This window comes from Virgibacillus sp. CM-4, from assembly GCF_000445495.1.
Taxonomy (GTDB): Bacteria; Bacillota; Bacilli; order Bacillales; family Amphibacillaceae; genus Virgibacillus; species Virgibacillus salexigens.
Genome location: NZ_AUQA01000002.1, coordinates 1,033,279 through 1,050,584, shown reverse-complemented (window position 1 = coordinate 1,050,584; position 17,306 = coordinate 1,033,279). Strand labels below are relative to the sequence as shown.

The window sequence follows — 17,306 nt, the reverse complement described above, 5'->3', positions numbered from 1 at the left end:
GGAAATGATTAAAAACTTATAACACATTTTGAGGAGGATTTTATATTATGGGAGCTTTAGCAGCTGCAATCGCAGTAGGATTAGGTGCATTAGGTGCTGGTGTAGGTAACGGTTTAATCGTTAGTCGTACAGTTGAGGGGATTGCTCGTCAACCAGAATTAAGAGGTCAATTGCAAACTACTATGTTTATTGGTGTAGGTTTGGTTGAGGCAATGCCGATCATCGCCGTAGTTATCGCATTAATGGTTATGTAGTAATAGATTTTATTATTGAAATGGCGAAGACCATCATTATATCGTGCTTCGCCGTTGTTTGTACTAGGATACTTTTTGGTGGTCTAAAGTTAGTATAGGTTCACGAATAGAAGTGAAAGGAGTGAATTCTGTGCAAGCATTCACGGATAATTCAATGATTTATGCGGCACTGGGAGGTTTCCATGTCGGCGATATGTTAATGCAATTGTTCTTCTTTATTGTATTGCTCCTTTTAGTTCGTAAATTTGCTTGGGGTCCTGTGATGAATATGATGCAGAAGCGTGAAGAATATGTTGCAGGCGAAATTGAAGCTGCAGAGAAAAGTCGCGCAGATGCAGAACAGGCTTCAAAAGAAGCAATGGAACAATTAAAGCAAACAAAACAAGAAGCACAATCGATGATAGAAGAAGCAAGAAATGCTGGAACTAGACAACAGGAAGAAATTATAGCAGCTGCAAAGGCAGAAGCTGATCGTATAAAAGAGGCAGCGCAAGCTGATATTCAAAATGAAAAAGAAAAAGCGCTGCAAGCATTACAAGATAAAGTGGCGTCCTTATCTGTTCTTATTGCAAGTAAGGTAATCGAAAAAGAAATAAGCACACAAGATCAGGAGAAACTGATCAATGACTACATCAAAGAGGTAGGAGAAGATCTATGAGTGATGCAGTAGTTGCAAAACGATATGCAGAAGCTCTTTTTCAACTAGGTAAAGAAAAAGCTACATTAGATAAGCTATTAGATGAGCTTCGTGTGGTCAAAAAAGTAGTGGAACACAATCAAGATCTTTATCGATTCCTTATGCATCCACGGATTACGAATGATAAGAAGAAACAATTTATTGACGAAGTGTTTCAAGGGTTACAAGCAAATGTCATTCATACGTTGAAATTACTCGTTGAAAGGCATCGTATTGAAATGACATCTTCGATTATTGATCATTTTATCCAATTAGTAAATGATGCTAATGGAATTGCAGAAGCAACCGTTTATTCCGTTCGAGAGCTAACAGACGAGGAACATAAAGAACTAGAAAATCGCTTTGCAGCACGTTTTAATAAAAAACAAATTCAACTTACAAATATGGTCGATTCCTCATTGATTGGCGGACTAAAGATTCGTATAGGAAATACCATTTACGATGGTACAGTCAGTGGTAAATTAAAACGAATTGAACGAGATATTGTAACTGCAAACAAATGAAGATAGGGGTGAAATGGTATGAGCATCAAAGCAGAAGAAATCAGTAATCTGATCAAACAGCAAATCGAAACATTTGATTCGGATATTGAAGTAAGTGATGTCGGCACAGTTATTGAAATTGGTGACGGTATCGCACGTGCTCACGGCCTAGATAATGCAATGGCTGGAGAGCTTTTAGAATTCTCAAATGGTGTCATGGGCTTGGCACAAAACCTTGAGGAAAGCAATGTTGGGATAGTAATTCTTGGCCCGTACACAGGCATTAAAGAAGGAGACGAAGTACGCCGCACCGGACGAATTATGCAAGTACCTGTAGGAGAGGAGTTAATTGGGCGAGTGGTTAACCCGCTTGGGCAGCCATTAGACGGAAAAGGTTCGATTGAAACAAGTAACACAAGACCAATTGAAGCTCCTGCACCAGGCGTAATGGACCGTAAATCGGTTGATGAACCATTACAAACTGGGATAAAGGCAATTGATGCCCTCGTACCAATTGGTCGAGGCCAACGTGAATTAATAATTGGAGACCGTCAAACAGGAAAAACAACAGTTGCTGTTGATACCATCCTTAATCAGTCCGATCAAGATATGATTTGTATTTATGTTGCTATCGGACAAAAAGAATCAACAGTGAGAAGTACCGTTGAAACTTTCCGCCGTCACGGTGCTCTAGACTATACAATTGTTGTTTCCGCAGGTGCATCTGATCCTGCTCCATTACTATACTTAGCTCCTTATGCGGGTGTAGCAATGGGTGAAGAATTCATGTATAACGGCAAGCATGTTCTGGTAGTATATGATGATCTATCGAAACAAGCTGTAGCTTACCGTGAGCTTTCGTTATTATTACGTCGTCCACCGGGTCGTGAAGCTTTCCCTGGTGATGTTTTCTATATTCACTCACGTTTACTTGAGCGAGCAGCTAAATTAAGCGATGCAAAAGGCGGTGGATCATTAACCGCGCTTCCATTTGTTGAAACACAAGCTGGAGACATCGCTGCTTATATTCCAACAAACGTTATTTCTATTACAGATGGTCAGATCTTCTTGCAATCGGATTTATTCTTCTCAGGAGTACGTCCAGCGATTAATGCAGGTCTTTCTGTGTCACGTGTTGGAGGATCTGCTCAAATTAAAGCAATGAAAAAAGTTGCGGGTACGTTACGACTGGATTTAGCTTCTTTCCGCGAACTAGAAGCATTTTCGCAATTTGGGTCTGATCTGGATAAGTCGACACAGGCGAAGTTGAACAGAGGTCAACGTACAGTGGAAATCTTGAAGCAAGGACTTCACAAACCTATGGTTGTCGAAAAGCAGGTCATGAGTCTCTACGCACTAACTAGAGGATTCCTTGACGATATCGCAATTGACGACATCTTACGCTTTGAAGAAGAAATGAACCTATGGATGGACACAAACCGCAAAGAACTGCTCAACTCCATTCGTGAAACTGGTAAATTGCCAGAAGAAGCGGACATGAAAGATGCAATCGAAACATTTAAGAAAACATTCTTGCCATCTGAAGGTTAAGTATCATGATAAGTATACGCGTAACCTTTTATGAAAGGGCGGTGAAATAGCTTGGCATCACTAAGAGATATCCAAGGTAGGATTAATTCTACAAAAAAGACAAGAAAAATTACATCTGCAATGCAAATGGTATCTGCTTCAAAAATGTCGAAAGCAGAGCAAAACACTAAAGCATTTGAACCATATAGCAAAAAGATTCAAGAAGTTATGGCGAACATTGCTAATTCCACTTCAGATGCTTCACATCCGATGCTTGAGAATAGAGAAATTAAAAAGAGTGGATATTTGGTTATTACAGCTGATAAGGGATTAGTTGGTGCTTATAACAGTAATGTACTAAAGGCACTTTATAGAACCATTCAAGAGCGTCATCAATCAAAGGATGAGTATACAATTATTGCCATTGGACGTATGGGGTATGAATTTTGTAAAAAAATGGAACTTCCCATTGCGAAAAGTGTTGTAGGCATAGCTGACCAACCTGACTTTGCGGATATAAAGGCACTTGCATCAGAAACAGTACAATTGTATACGGATGAAGAAATAGATGAATTACACATGTTCTATAATCACTATGTAAGTGCGATATCTCAACAGGTTACAAGTGCGCAGCTATTGCCAATTACTAATTTACAAGAGTCTGGTGGTTCGAACAGTGATTATGAATACGAACCAAATGAGCAACAAATTCTTGATGTACTTTTACCACAATACGCTGAAAGTTTAATATATGGTGCATTATTAGATAGTAAAGCTAGTGAACACGCGGCAAGTATGACAGCAATGAAGAGTGCAACCGATAATGCTGGTGAACTAATTGATGATCTAACACTAACCTATAACCGCGTACGTCAGGCTGCAATAACGCAAGAGATTACGGAAATCAGCGGAGGAGTAGCTGCACTCGAGTAGCTGTTCCCCCATTTCCTGGAAAGTAAGTTAGGAGGGAAATCGATGAGCAAAGGATTTGTAACACAAGTTATGGGACCTGTTGTTGACGTGAAATTCGAAGACGGACAGCTTCCAGATATCTACAACGCCTTGACTGTGCAAATAATCAATGAAGATGCAGGCACAACTACTGATCTTGCTTTAGAAGTAGCACTTCATTTAGGCGATAATAGTGTTCGTACGATTGCCATGTCGTCTACAGATGGATTAAAACGTGGCATAGAAGTTGAAAATAAGGGTAATCCAATTTCTGTACCAGTTGGCGATGTAACATTAGGCAGAGTTTTTAATGTATTAGGTGAAAACATTGACTTAGATGAACCATTAGCTAAAGATGTACGCCGTGACCCGATACACAGACAAGCTCCTGAGTTTGAAGACTTAACTACCGAAACAGAAATTTTAGAAACCGGCATAAAAGTTGTTGATTTATTAGCACCATATGTAAAAGGTGGTAAGATCGGTTTATTTGGTGGTGCCGGTGTTGGGAAGACGGTACTTATCCAAGAATTAATTAATAATATTGCTCAAGAACACGGCGGTATTTCCGTGTTTGCTGGTGTTGGTGAGCGTACCCGTGAAGGTAATGACCTTTATTTTGAAATGAAAGATTCTGGCGTAATTGCCAAGACAGCCATGGTTTTTGGTCAAATGAATGAACCACCTGGTGCGCGTATGCGTGTCGCCCTTACCGGTTTAACGATGGCTGAATACTTCCGTGATGAGCAAGGGCAAGACGTGCTATTATTTATTGATAATATTTTCCGTTTTACCCAGGCAGGTTCAGAGGTTTCTGCACTTCTAGGTCGTATGCCATCTGCTGTTGGTTACCAGCCAACATTAGCTACAGAGATGGGTCAATTACAGGAACGTATTACATCAACAAACAAAGGTTCCGTAACATCAATTCAAGCTATCTATGTACCTGCCGATGACTATACGGATCCCGCACCAGCAACAACCTTTGCTCACTTAGATGCAACGACAAACTTGGATCGTGGTTTATCAGAGCAAGGTATTTATCCAGCGGTTGATCCACTAGCATCAACTTCTCGTGCATTAGACCCGGAAGTTGTGGGGAATGATCATTACCAGGTGGCAGCTGAAGTTCAACAGACGTTACAACGTTACCGTGAGCTGCAAGATATTATCGCTATCCTTGGTATGGATGAATTAAGCGATGAGGATAAATTAGTAGTTGCTCGTGCACGCCGAATTCAATTCTTCTTATCACAAAACTTCCACGTAGCTGAACAGTTTACAGGTCAAAAAGGTTCTTATGTGCCTGTATCTGAAACAGTAAAAGGATTTAGAGAAATTTTAGATGGTAAATATGATGACTTACCAGAAGATGCTTTCCGTCTTGTTGGTCGTATTGAAGAAGTAGTTGAAAAAGCTAAAGGAATGGAATAATAGATATTGGCAGGAGATTGGTTTTGATTTAGGTCTACTCTTATTTTAATATAAGTAGATAAACCGACTCCGTGTCAATAAAGGAGGGGTTACATTGAAAACACTAACGGTGAGTGTTGTTACTCCTGATGGCCCAATATTGGAAGACAGTTTCCAAATGGTTAGCTGTAAAGCTGAAAGTGGAGAACTTGGTATTCTACCCGGACATATTCCACTAGTGGCACCTTTGTCCATTAGTGCTGTTCGTCTTAAAGGTGAAAACGACATCGAACGCTTAGCGGTAAATGGTGGTTTCATGGAGGTTAGACCAGATAAGGTAACTATTCTAGCTCAATCTGCTGAAACACCTTCGGACATTGATGTGAAACGAGCCGAAGCAGCAAAGACTCGTGCAGAGCAACGTCTGCAGTCAAAACAAGACAATATTGACTACCAGAGGGCAGAATTAGCACTCCAAAGGGCAATAAATCGACTTCATGTCGCAAAATAATAAAAAAATCTCTTGTAACAGCTGTTATGAGAGATTTTTTTATGGGATATATAGCAGGAGCTTGTCGATATTTCCCGGGAAATGGTTCGTAGCTTATCATGTCTTATTTTAATTGACTTTTTAATTGTTCCATGGCAAAGTTACTATTAGTAATATATAAAGGTGGTTCTTATGTTTTCAATTGGACAACAGGCAATGATTAGTATTATTTCACATATTTTATTTATTTATCTTACTTGGCGTTTAATGATGGCGATTAATTTTGAACCTATGATAAAAAAAGGAAGAGCAAAAGAAGCGCAGATATTCATCCTATTTTTAACAATTGTCATTGGTGCAGGTGTTAGTCGTTTCTTTTTGGAAATCCTTCAATGGTCACGGGATTTAAATCATTTATTTTAGGTATTGCGTTCCATTCCATGTCGTAATTTGTATTGTATGTCTATAAACCTCCTGGTTCATACTGTAGATAGCTATCGTATGAATTGGGAGGTTTTTTTATGAAGAAATCTATTATTCTATGTATTTTATTAATGTTTCTGGCTAATAATGTAATGGCTAAAGATGTAGAGTTCAAGCAGGATCAATTAACTGATATAGCCAACTTTATAACAACACAACAATTAGAGGTTCAACAGTGGCAGACTACGATGAAAGAAAGTATCTCAAGAAAGCGTAGTGAGCAATTAGTTGACGATCTAGAGGGACATTTCAACAAATTGGTGACCGAGGATGAAAAAAAGTTAAAATATTCCTTTCAGGACACTCGCTTTTCAGATCAATTTAACGTATTATATAATGTGATTGTTCCAAAACAAAAACAGTACGAGCCAGAAATTGTAGTTGTGATTAAAGGAAGTATTTGGAGTCAGGAAATTGAAGAATTCTATAAGAATACAGTGACTACAATAGAGAATTTATATTTCTCGGATTCCATGAAAAAATTTGCTTGTCTGACAACTGCGGGAAATGATATAATTAGTGGTGATTATTTTTTAAGTACGTTGACAGAACATTTTAAAGTACAACAAACAAAGACACAATTCGATACAGTAAAAAAATCTACGCATAAAAAAATAATTTATGGGTATACACCACTATGGGCTCATAAAATTTCTGTAAATAATTTTCCAATGAACTTACAAGTAGCAGTAACAGATAATGGATCGGACTATCCTACATACACGATAGGAACACCTATCCTAATAAATGAATATTAATATTATGAAATTGGATCTGAAGGAGATTTGAAATATGGAAAAAATCATCGTAAGAGGCGGACACCAATTGAACGGCACTGTGAAAGTTGAAGGTGCTAAGAATGCTGTGCTTCCTGTCATTGCAGCAAGTCTTATCGCAAGTGAAGGAAAAAGTGTTATTACAGATGTCCCAGAATTAGCAGATGTATATACAATTAATCAAGTGCTAAGCAATATGAATGCAAATGTAAAATTTAAAGATAATACAGTTACCGTTGATGCATCAAATAAATTAACAACTGAAGCTCCATTTGAATATGTTCGTAAAATGCGTGCCTCTGTCCTTGTTATCGGACCGTTATTGGCGCGCTATGGTCATGCAAAAGTAGCAATGCCGGGTGGATGTGCCATTGGATCACGTCCAATTGACTTACACTTAAAAGGATTTGAAGCCATGGGAGCAGAAACCCATGTAGGTAATGGTTTTGTTGAACTAAAAGTTAATGGACGCCTTAAGGGTGCTAAAATTTATTTAGATATGCCAAGTGTTGGTGCTACTGAAAATATCATGATGGCTGCAGCACTCGCAGATGGAAGAACCATTATTGAAAATTGTGCGAAAGAACCGGAGATTGTTGACTTAGCTAATTATCTAAATAAGATGGGAGCTAAAGTTGTAGGAGCAGGTACGGAAACAATTCGCATTGATGGGGTAGAAACATTAAAAGGTACAGAGCATACGATCATTCCTGATCGTGTAGAAGCTGGCACATTCATGGTTGCAGCAGCTATCACACAAGGTAATGTATTAATAGAGAATGCTGAGCCTGAGCATCTTCGTTCGGTTATTTCTAAACTTGAGGAAATGGGAGTACGTGTTACAGAAGAACCAACTGGCTTGCGTGTTGTTGGGCCGAAACAATTAAAAGCGACAGATATTAAAACCTTGCCTCACCCTGGTTTTCCTACAGATATGCAGTCGCAAATGATGTCTCTTATGCTTGCTGCGCAAGGTACAAGTGTAATTACAGAAACGGTGTTTGAGAATCGGTTCATGCATGTAGAAGAATTCCGTAGAATGAATGCAAAGATGAAAATTGAGGGTCATAGCGTAATAATTGAAGGACCAAGTGATCTTCAAGGCGCAGAAGTTGCAGCTACTGATTTACGTGCTGCAGCAGCTTTAATATTAGCTGGTTTGTGTGCTGAAGGGGTAACTAGGGTAACAGAGTTAAAACATTTAGATCGAGGGTATGTTGATTTTGCAGGGAAACTTGCAGCTTTAGGTGCCGATGTAGAACGTGTGGACGGAAACGGTAATACAGTAGTACCGTTTGTACAAGTAGATTCTGCTACGAAAGATCAAATAGCAGCTGAGTTATCCTAGTAATAGAAAATGAAATAATAGTATAATTTGATAAAAACAGATGCTGGTAACCGAGCATCTGTTTTTTTGTGGTTGAAGCAAGTTTGTTGGAATGGACTTGAATAAATTGGAACTACAGATTCTAAGGTTATGGTAAGTTGAAATTTTGATTATACATGACAGATATACGATAGTATACTTTATTTTCCGACTTTTCTTTTGATTATGTGTATGTTAAAATTTAAGAAAATTAGTAAAAATGAAAAGTATACAAAAGGAGTTCTCATCATGAAATTATATGTCTCTGTAGATATGGAAGGAATCACAGGACTACCAGATCATACCTTTGTAGATGCTAGGAAACATAATTATGATCGTGCGAGAAAAGTCATGACAGAAGAAACAAACTACGTTATTAGAGCAGCTTTTCAAAATGGCTGTAAGGATATTGTAATTAATGATAGTCATTCGAAAATGAATAATATACTTATTGATCAGCTCGAATCAGAAGCTAAGTTAATTACCGGAGACGTCAAACCATTTTCGATGATGCAAGGCTTGGATGATACATATAATGGTGCCATGTTCATTGGATACCATGCAAGGGCAGGGCAGTTTGGTGTTATGTCACATGCGATGATTCATGCTGTACGCAATTTTTATATAAACGACCATCAAATAGGTGAAATGGGACTTAATGCATATCTTGCTGGTTATTATGAGGTTCCAATTATTTTTGTTGCAGGAGATGATCAAGCAGTAAAGGAAGCAAAAGAGCTCATTCCTCACGTTACGGTAGCAGCTGTGAAAGAAACAATATCTAGGTCTGCAGTTAAAAGTTTAACTCCAAAAAAAGCAGGAGAACTTTTAACAAACAAAGTAGAACGGGCAATTCATAATCGTCACCAGGTAAAGCCGTTAACACCTCCTTCGCATCCAGTTCTTAGAATAGAATTCAATAATTTTGGTCAAGCCGAGTGGGCAAATTTAATGCCAGGAACGGAGATAGAACCAGGTACAACAACCGTTGTTTTTCAGGCAAAGGATATAAGAGAAGCGTATCAAGCGATGCTGGTAATGACAGAGCTCGCTATGAATACAACATTTTCATAGGGGGATAGGGGGAATAAGCATGCTGCGATACATATTAAAACGGCTAATGATTATGTTAGTTACGTTATGGATTATTGTCACACTTACTTTTATATTAATGGTTTCGATTCCGGGTTCGCCCTTTAATAGTGAACGTGGAACGAATGAAGCTGTACAGGCTAATCTAGAAGCGCATTATAATTTAGATGAACCATATATTATACAGTACCTTCTTTATTTAAAGTCCATTGTTACTTTTGATTTTGGCCCATCTATTAAACAGCCATCACAAACAGTAAATGATATGCTGGGTCGGGGATTTCCCATTTCATTTGAGTTAGGAATAATGACGATTATTGTTGCTGTTATATCTGGAGTAACACTAGGCGTTTTTGCAGCGCTTAAGCATAATAATGTAATTGACTACTTGGCAATGGGATTTGCAGTGTTAGGAATCTCTATTCCAAACTTTGTATTGGCGACATTACTTATTCAGCAGTTAGCTGTTAATCTTGAGATTTTCCCTGTTGCAAGGTGGCTAAGCCCAGCGCATATGATTTTACCAATAACAGCTTTAGCGACAGGACCTATGGCAATCATTGCTAGATTAACAAGATCAACGATGTTAGAAGTTTTAACACAAGATTATATAAAAATGGCACGAGCGAAGGGGCTCTCTCCATGGAAAATCATTATCAAACATGCGTTAAAAAATGCGTTACTTCCAGTTGTAACCATTATGGGAACATTACTGGCAAGTATTTTGACTGGAACATTTGTTATTGAAAAGATTTTTGCGGTTCCAGGTATGGGCAAATATTTTGTCGAAAGCATTAATCAACGGGATTATCCAGTTATTATGGGAACTACGGTCTTTTACAGTTCGTTCTTAATCATTATGTTATTCCTTGTGGATATTGCCTACGGTATTCTTGATCCACGTATAAAAATCCACAAAAAGGGAGGGGAATAATATGAAGCTAGCGAATAAGACTCCCAATTCATCTCTTCCCCCTAGTGAAGTTCCTGATGAATGGTTTACATGGAAGGAGCAAGATAGGACTGCATCGGAAGCAGTATCAAGGCCGTCTTTGTCCTATTGGAAAGATGCATGGAGAAGATTAGTAAAAAACAAACTTGCAATGGCGGGGCTGGTCTTTCTAATATTACTTGTAATTTTTGCTGTCTTTGGACCAATTTTTTCACCGTATGATGTAAATAGACAAGACTTACCAAACCAATACCAACCTCCATCAGCAGACCATTGGTTTGGAACGGATAGTGCTGGTCGCGATGTATTTACAAGAACGTGGTATGGTGCCCGTATTTCGCTATTTGTTGGCCTGATGGCCGCGTTAATAGATTTTACTATTGGTATTATATATGGTGGAATCTCTGGTTATAAAGGTGGACGCACCGATAATATGATGATGCGGATCATTGAAATACTTTATGGTCTTCCCTACTTACTAGTAGTTATCTTATTATTAGTTGTGCTAGGCCCCAGTTTAAGTACGATTGTTATTGCATTGACTGTTACGGGATGGGTTGGAATGGCTCGCATTGTTCGAGGCCAAGTATTACAAATTAAAAACTTCGAGTTTATTCTGGCTTCAAAGTCATTTGGCACGACTACATCACGTATTATCCGTAAGAATTTATTGCCGAATACAATGGGTCCAATCATTGTCCAAATGACTTTAACAGTACCTAGTGCGATTTTTGCGGAAGCATTTCTAAGCTTTCTTGGTTTAGGTATACAAGCGCCTTTTGCAAGTTGGGGTGTAATGGCAAATGATGCATTAGGTGCTATTTTATCCGGCAATTGGTGGACCTTATTTTTCCCGGCGTTTTTTATCTCGTTCACGATGTTTGCTTTTAATGTCTTAGGTGATGGGCTTCAGGATGCACTTGATCCGAAGCTTAGAAAGTAGGTGTATACATGGATACAATACTAGAAGTTAAGAACCTGCATGTTACCTTTTCTACTTATGGGGGTACGATTAAAGCTGTACGTGGCGTGGATTTTCATTTAAATAAAGGAGAGACGTTGGCTATTGTTGGTGAATCCGGATGCGGAAAAAGTGTAACATCGAATGCGATTATGCGCCTGATTCCTGATCCTCCAGGAAAAATTACAAACGGTACCATTGTATTTAAGGATAAAGATCTTACAGCATTACCGGAGAAAACAATGCGATCCATTCGAGGCGTTGACATTTCAATGATATTCCAAGATCCTATGACGGCACTTAATCCAACATTGACCATCGGTACGCAGCTTATGGAAGGTGTACGTCAACATCATCGTATTACCAGCGATCAAGCAAAGTCAAAGGCGTTAGAAATGATGCATTTAGTTGGTATTCCAAATCCTACGGAGAGACTGAAACAATATCCTCATCAATTCAGTGGAGGAATGCGGCAGCGCATTGTCATTGCAATGGCTTTAATCTGTGAACCGGAATTACTTATTGCGGATGAACCAACCACCGCTTTAGATGTGACGATACAGGCACAGATCCTTGAGTTATTTGATGAAATACAAGAAGCAACAGGAGTATCCATTATACTTATTACCCATGATCTAGGTGTAGTGGCTAAGATAGCAGATCGAATTGCGGTAATGTATGCAGGAAAGATTATTGAAGTTGGAACGAAACGTGAGATTTTTTATGATCCACAGCATCCCTATACGAAGGGATTATTAAAATCTGTTCCACGATTAGATGTAACAGGAGAAAAGTTAGTACCTATTGATGGAACACCACCTGATTTATTCTCACCTCCAAAGGGTTGTCCATTTACTGCACGATGTCCATTCGCGATGGAGGTGTGTGATAAAGTTTATCCCGTTACTACTGAACAAAGCGATACCCATAAGGTAGACTGCTGGTTACAGGATGAACGGGCGAAGCAGTTATTGGCTGCATCAGCCATAAAGCAATAACATAAAAGGGGGAGGAAAAGGTATGAAGAAAAAATGGCTTCTATTCATTGCGGTTAGCTTTATCATTTTCGTTTTGGCTGCTTGTACGGCCAATGAAAATGCTGGCGAAGAACAGCCCGAGAGTAATGCAGAAGGGGATACAACAGAGGAAGCTGGAGGAGAAGAGAAAATATTAAAATTGAATAATCAACAGGAACCAACTTCGTTTGATCCAGCAATTGGGTTTGATTCTGTATCTTGGAATCCATTGAATAATTTATTGGAAGGACTGACACGATTAGATAGCAGTCATCAACCACAGCCTGCGATGGCAGAAGAATGGGAGGTATCCGAAGATGGAAAAACCTATACTTTTCATTTAAGAGAGAATGCAAATTGGTCAAATGGAGATCCAGTTGTTGCAGAAGACTTTGTTTATGCGTGGAAAAGGTTGCTTGATCCAGAAACCGGCTCGTCGGCAGCGTTCTTAGGTTACTTTATTAAAGGTGGAGAAGCCTTTAATAATGGAGAAGGATCAGTAGAGGATTTGGGATTAACAGCAGTTGATGAGAAAACATTTAAGGTAGAATTAGAAAGTCCTACTGGGTATTTTTTACATGTTGTAACAAATCCAGCCTTCTTTCCAGTTAATCATAAAGTTGCCGAAGAAAATCCAGAATGGCATGCCGAAGCATCGTCATTTGTAGCCAATGGGCCATTCAAATTAGAGTCATGGGAACATGATAGTGAGATGGTATTTGCTAAAAATGAAGAATACTGGGATGCAGAAAATGTGCCATTAGATGGTGTAGAATGGGCAATGGTGAACGAAATTAACACAGAATATCAAATGTTTGAACGGGGAGATCTAGACGCTACTGAAATTCCAGCGGAGATGTCAGATCAACTCATTGATGGAGAGAATGTACAAATTGTTGATCAAGGCGGTTTAGACTTCTATCGGTTTAATGTAACAGAAGAGCCATTCCAAAATAAAAAAATCCGTCAAGCGTTTGCATTGGCAGTGAATCGTCAAAATATTGCTGAGTTTGTGGTTAAGAATAAGGTAGAACCTGCATATGGATTTGTATCACCAGGGTTTGAGAATCCATCTGGGGAGGATTTCCGTGATGTTAATGATGAATTAGTAGAATTCAATCCAGAGAAAGCGAAGCAATTATTAGAAGAAGGGATGAAAGAAGAGGGGTACGATGAGCTGCCAGCAATTACATTGTCATATAATACGGATGATGTAAATAAGGCAGTAGCCGAAGCTTTACAAGGCATGTTTAGTGAAAATCTTGGAGTAGAGGTTACGTTAGAAAACACAGAATGGAACGTCTTCCAAGAAGATCAAAAAGCATTGGAGCATCAGTTATCCCGTAGTTCATTCTTATATGATTACGCAGATCCTGTTAATTTTTTAGAAAGCTTTATTACAGGCTCCTATATGAACCGTACTGGTTGGTCTAATGAGTCATATGATGAATTAATTACCAAAATAAAAGCAGAAGCAGATGAAGAAAAGCGTTGGGAATACATGTATGAAGCCGAGAAGCTGTTAGCAGAAGAAATGCCAGCATTTCCGGTTCGCTATTACAATCAAGTTGAGATATTGCAAGAAGGTATTACCAACCTTGTGCGGCATCCGGTTAGTTACCTTGAGTTGAAACATACAGATAAACAGTAAATGGATAGGCAAAGAGAAGGCTCATCTACGTTTGTAAATGGGCCCTCCTTTTTTACACCATGCACACGTCTTGAAGGAGAGGAGAATAAGATGATTCATCCGCCAAGATTGCAAACAGGAGATAGAATTGGTGTGGTAGCACCTGCAGGACCACCAGATCAGGAATGTTTACATCAAGCTGTTTCTTTTTTTGAAAAAATGGGCTTAAATGTGCAGTTAGGGAAAAACATTGAAAAAGTAAATGGATATTTAGCCGGTACGGATAAGGAAAGGACCGAAGATTTACATCATATGATTATAAATCCAGAGATAAAAGCAATCATTTTCGCTAGGGGGGGGTATGGGACTGCACGAATAGCTTCATATCTAGACTATACATGTATAAAGCGTAATCCTAAGGTTTACTGGGGTTATAGTGACATTACGTATCTGCATACTGCTATTCGCCAACAGACAGGACTAATCACATTCCACGGTCCAATGCTGGCATCTGATATTGCGAAAGATAATTTTGATCATGTTTCTGCAAGCATGTTTGAACAGCTTTTTCGCCCAATTACTTATACATATTCAGAACAATTTGGCCCCTTACATGTATTCGTAGAAGGCGAGGCTACCGGGATGATCGTTGGGGGGAATTTATCGTTATTAGTAAGCTCGTTAGGAACACCTTTTGAAATTGATACAACGAATCGGTTAATTTTACTTGAAGATATAGGAGAAGAGCCATATAGGGTTGATAGTATGCTTAATCAATTAAAGCTGGCTGGGAAGTTGAGCAGTGCTGCTGGTTTTATGCTAGGAGACTTTGCTGATGCAAAAGCAAAGGTAACTCCCTCTCTATCTATGAATGCAGTATTTCAAAGCTATTTTTCTAATCTCAATAAACCGGTTATTGCGGGATTTAAAATGGGGCATTGCCTGCCTAATCTAGCAATACCATTAGGTGTAGAAGGTTATTTGTCAACAGGAAATAAAAAACTTATCGCTAAACCTGGTGTGCAATAGACTTGTAAAGATGCATATGGGAGCGGCTCCATCGAACGGAACAACGCTAAAGAATACGTTTCTTGTTCCTCCGTTTAGTTTGAACTAAAGTGAGCATAGCTAGGGGTGTATAACATGACGAAACAAATGTTTGATCAAAAAGTTACTAACTGGGTAACTGCTGTGCAGGTAGCAACAGTGTGGACAACACCAGATTCTGCTAGGAAGATAGATTCACCAGGGTTAACAGCCCCAACAGATATTGATCAGTGGGTAGAATTATTGGATTACCATTCAAAATTAGAATTATGTAATAAAAATCTGGTGCAAACGCAAGTTCTTTATGGTGAATCGGTCGAGCTTATTAACAAAGAAGGAGATTGGGCAAAGGTTATTATCCCTTCGCAGCCATCTTATAAAGATGAACGGGGATATCCAGGCTGGATTCCTATTTACCAATTGGCCGAAGTAGGTTATTCAACGAATAATTATCCTATCCAAGCAATGGTTATAAAGGATAAGGCATGGTTAAAAAACGAAAATGGAAAACCTACGATAAAGTTAAGTTATTTAAGCATTATACCAGTTATTTCCATAATGGATAAACTTGTAAAGATTCAGACACCGCATGGTTTACAGTATATAGCGAGAGAAGATGTTGAGTTGAACAACATTTCAGAGGGATGTAAACAAGGTACTGGTAGATCAATTGTAAAAGCCGTAGAAGATTTTGTGGGTTTAGCTTATTTTTGGGGTGGAATGAGTTCTTTTGGTTATGATTGTTCAGGGCTGGCTTATGCTGCTCATAAAGCAAATGGTTATCAAATTGCACGGGATGCTGGCGATCAAGCTAAATCTGGAAAAGTGGTGGCTTATAACCATCTACAGCCAGGAGATTTGCTGTTCTTCGCCTATGAGGAAGGAAAGGGGAAGCTACATCATGTTGGCATTTATTATGGAGATGGTAAAATGATTCATTCCCCACAAACTGGAAAAGGGGTAGAAATAATTGAATTAAAGCATACCGTTTATGAGAAAGAGCTATGTGCTGCAAGACGCTACTGGCTAACAAATGAGGTGAATTCAGATGGGCGAAAAAATTTTGGAGGTCAACCAACTTAAGAAGTATTTTACTGTTGGAGGTGGCCAAGTACTTCTAGCTGTTAACGATGTTTCATTTAGTATTAATAAAGGAGAGACATTTGGCTTAGTTGGAGAGTCAGGCTGTGGAAAGTCTACAATCGGACGTACCATACTAGGATTATATGATAAAACAGATGGAGAGGTTTTGTACGACGGCAATAATATTCATTCATTAACGACAAAAGAAAAATTCCAAATGTATCGACGCATGCAAATGATTTTCCAAGACCCATATGCATCCTTAAATCCAAGGTCGACTATTAAAGAGGTCATTTCAGAACCCATGGAAGTACATGGGGTTTATAAAAATAAACAGGAGAAACTTGATCGGGTATATCAGTTATTAGAAGAAGTAGGCCTTAATCGAGATCATGCGAATCGTTACCCGCATGAATTTAGTGGCGGACAGCGTCAGCGTATAGGGATTGCCAGAGCACTAGCTTTGAATCCAGACTTTATTATTGCTGATGAGCCAATTTCAGCATTAGATGTATCCGTTCAAGCACAAGTGGTGAACTTATTAAAGGATTTGCAAATGGATAAAGGATTGACTTTTTTATTTATTGCTCATGATTTATCCATGGTTAAGCTAATTTCTGATCGTATAGGAGTTATGTATCTAGGGAATTTAGTCGAGCTCACTAATAGTGAAGAATTATATGATAATCCACTTCATCCTTATACAAAAGCTTTACTTTCGGCTATTCCGATTCCTGATCCGGATATCGAAGAAACAAGAGAACGAATTATCCTAAAAGGAGAATTACCGAGTCCAATTCATCCTCCAAGTGGTTGTGTTTTTCGTACTCGTTGCCCGATGGCAATGGAAGTCTGTGCATTAAAAAAACCGACCTGGCAAGAAATTGAACAAGATCATTATGTCGCTTGTCATTTATATGATGAGACAATAGTAAATACGGAACAAGCGAGGGGACTTGCAACAAAACTAAATTAATCTATTAACTAGTTATTATTGTAACTTGGGGTTTCCCAAGTTTTTTATTTTTCAGTTCTATTGTTTCCAGTTACTGTATAAATTTAATAGTAGGGAAGCTAGATTAA

Annotated in this window: 18 protein-coding genes; all 18 read left to right on the top strand. The window is 38.7% G+C overall.

From position 1 onward, the window contains the following. The first annotated feature begins 47 nt into the window (after positions 1-47). Positions 48-254 carry a F0F1 ATP synthase subunit C gene (atpE, locus tag M948_RS28445; RefSeq protein ID WP_021289824.1) on the top strand — a complete coding sequence of 69 codons (207 nt, stop codon included), beginning with the start codon at positions 48-50 and terminating at the stop codon, positions 252-254. 130 nt (positions 255-384) lie between these two features. After that, positions 385-912, top strand: coding sequence for a F0F1 ATP synthase subunit B (atpF, locus tag M948_RS28440; RefSeq protein WP_021289823.1), 528 nt, complete (start codon positions 385-387; stop codon positions 910-912). Then, positions 909-1,454, top strand: coding sequence for a F0F1 ATP synthase subunit delta (locus M948_RS28435; RefSeq protein ID WP_021289822.1), 546 nt, complete (start codon positions 909-911; stop codon positions 1,452-1,454). The genes atpF and M948_RS28435 overlap by 4 nt, the downstream gene beginning before the upstream one ends. Positions 1,455-1,472: 18 nt before the next feature. After that, the gene (gene atpA, locus M948_RS28430; protein ID WP_021289821.1) at positions 1,473-2,984 is read left to right on the top strand and encodes a F0F1 ATP synthase subunit alpha; all 1,512 of its coding nucleotides are present in this window, start codon (positions 1,473-1,475) and stop codon (positions 2,982-2,984) included. A 51-nt stretch (positions 2,985-3,035) separates the two neighbouring features. Beyond that, positions 3,036-3,896: an ATP synthase F1 subunit gamma gene (gene atpG / locus M948_RS28425; protein ID WP_021289820.1), complete on the top strand. Its 861-nt coding sequence runs from the start codon at positions 3,036-3,038 to the stop codon at positions 3,894-3,896. Between the two features lie 42 nt (positions 3,897-3,938). Then, a complete protein-coding gene (atpD, locus tag M948_RS28420; RefSeq protein WP_021289819.1) occupies positions 3,939-5,348 on the top strand; it encodes a F0F1 ATP synthase subunit beta in 1,410 nt (469 codons plus the stop codon). Between the two features lie 94 nt (positions 5,349-5,442). Beyond that, a complete protein-coding gene (locus M948_RS28415) occupies positions 5,443-5,838 on the top strand; it encodes a F0F1 ATP synthase subunit epsilon (protein WP_021289818.1) in 396 nt (131 codons plus the stop codon). 171 nt (positions 5,839-6,009) lie between these two features. Continuing rightward, the gene (locus tag M948_RS28410) at positions 6,010-6,240 is read left to right on the top strand and encodes a DUF1146 family protein (RefSeq protein ID WP_021289817.1); all 231 of its coding nucleotides are present in this window, start codon (positions 6,010-6,012) and stop codon (positions 6,238-6,240) included. 98 nt (positions 6,241-6,338) lie between these two features. Then, a complete protein-coding gene (locus tag M948_RS28405) occupies positions 6,339-7,058 on the top strand; it encodes a YwmB family TATA-box binding protein (RefSeq protein ID WP_021289816.1) in 720 nt (239 codons plus the stop codon). A gap of 34 nt (positions 7,059-7,092) precedes the next feature. Then, positions 7,093-8,424: a UDP-N-acetylglucosamine 1-carboxyvinyltransferase gene (gene murA, locus M948_RS28400; RefSeq protein ID WP_021289815.1), complete on the top strand. Its 1,332-nt coding sequence runs from the start codon at positions 7,093-7,095 to the stop codon at positions 8,422-8,424. A 267-nt stretch (positions 8,425-8,691) separates the two neighbouring features. Beyond that, positions 8,692-9,516 carry a M55 family metallopeptidase gene (locus M948_RS28395; RefSeq protein ID WP_021289814.1) on the top strand — a complete coding sequence of 275 codons (825 nt, stop codon included), beginning with the start codon at positions 8,692-8,694 and terminating at the stop codon, positions 9,514-9,516. A 19-nt stretch (positions 9,517-9,535) separates the two neighbouring features. Continuing rightward, positions 9,536-10,468, top strand: a complete 933-nt coding sequence (locus M948_RS28390) for an ABC transporter permease (RefSeq protein ID WP_021289813.1) — start codon at positions 9,536-9,538, stop codon at positions 10,466-10,468. 1 nt (position 10,469) lies between these two features. Then, positions 10,470-11,429, top strand: coding sequence for an ABC transporter permease (locus M948_RS28385; RefSeq protein WP_021289812.1), 960 nt, complete (start codon positions 10,470-10,472; stop codon positions 11,427-11,429). 8 nt (positions 11,430-11,437) lie between these two features. Beyond that, entirely contained in the window at positions 11,438-12,445 is a 1,008-nt protein-coding gene (locus M948_RS28380) for an ABC transporter ATP-binding protein (protein ID WP_021289811.1), read from the top strand. Positions 12,446-12,467: 22 nt separating this feature from the next. Beyond that, positions 12,468-14,114: a peptide ABC transporter substrate-binding protein gene (locus M948_RS28375; RefSeq protein ID WP_021289810.1), complete on the top strand. Its 1,647-nt coding sequence runs from the start codon at positions 12,468-12,470 to the stop codon at positions 14,112-14,114. Between the two features lie 90 nt (positions 14,115-14,204). Further along, positions 14,205-15,122 carry a S66 peptidase family protein gene (locus M948_RS28370; protein WP_021289809.1) on the top strand — a complete coding sequence of 306 codons (918 nt, stop codon included), beginning with the start codon at positions 14,205-14,207 and terminating at the stop codon, positions 15,120-15,122. Positions 15,123-15,236: 114 nt separating this feature from the next. Further along, positions 15,237-16,223, top strand: a complete 987-nt coding sequence (locus M948_RS28365; RefSeq protein WP_021289808.1) for a C40 family peptidase — start codon at positions 15,237-15,239, stop codon at positions 16,221-16,223. Next, on the top strand, positions 16,189-17,199 hold the full coding sequence (locus M948_RS28360) for an ABC transporter ATP-binding protein (RefSeq protein ID WP_021289807.1): 1,011 nt from the start codon (positions 16,189-16,191) through the stop codon (positions 17,197-17,199). The genes M948_RS28365 and M948_RS28360 overlap by 35 nt, the downstream gene beginning before the upstream one ends. Positions 17,200-17,306 lie beyond the last annotated feature (107 nt).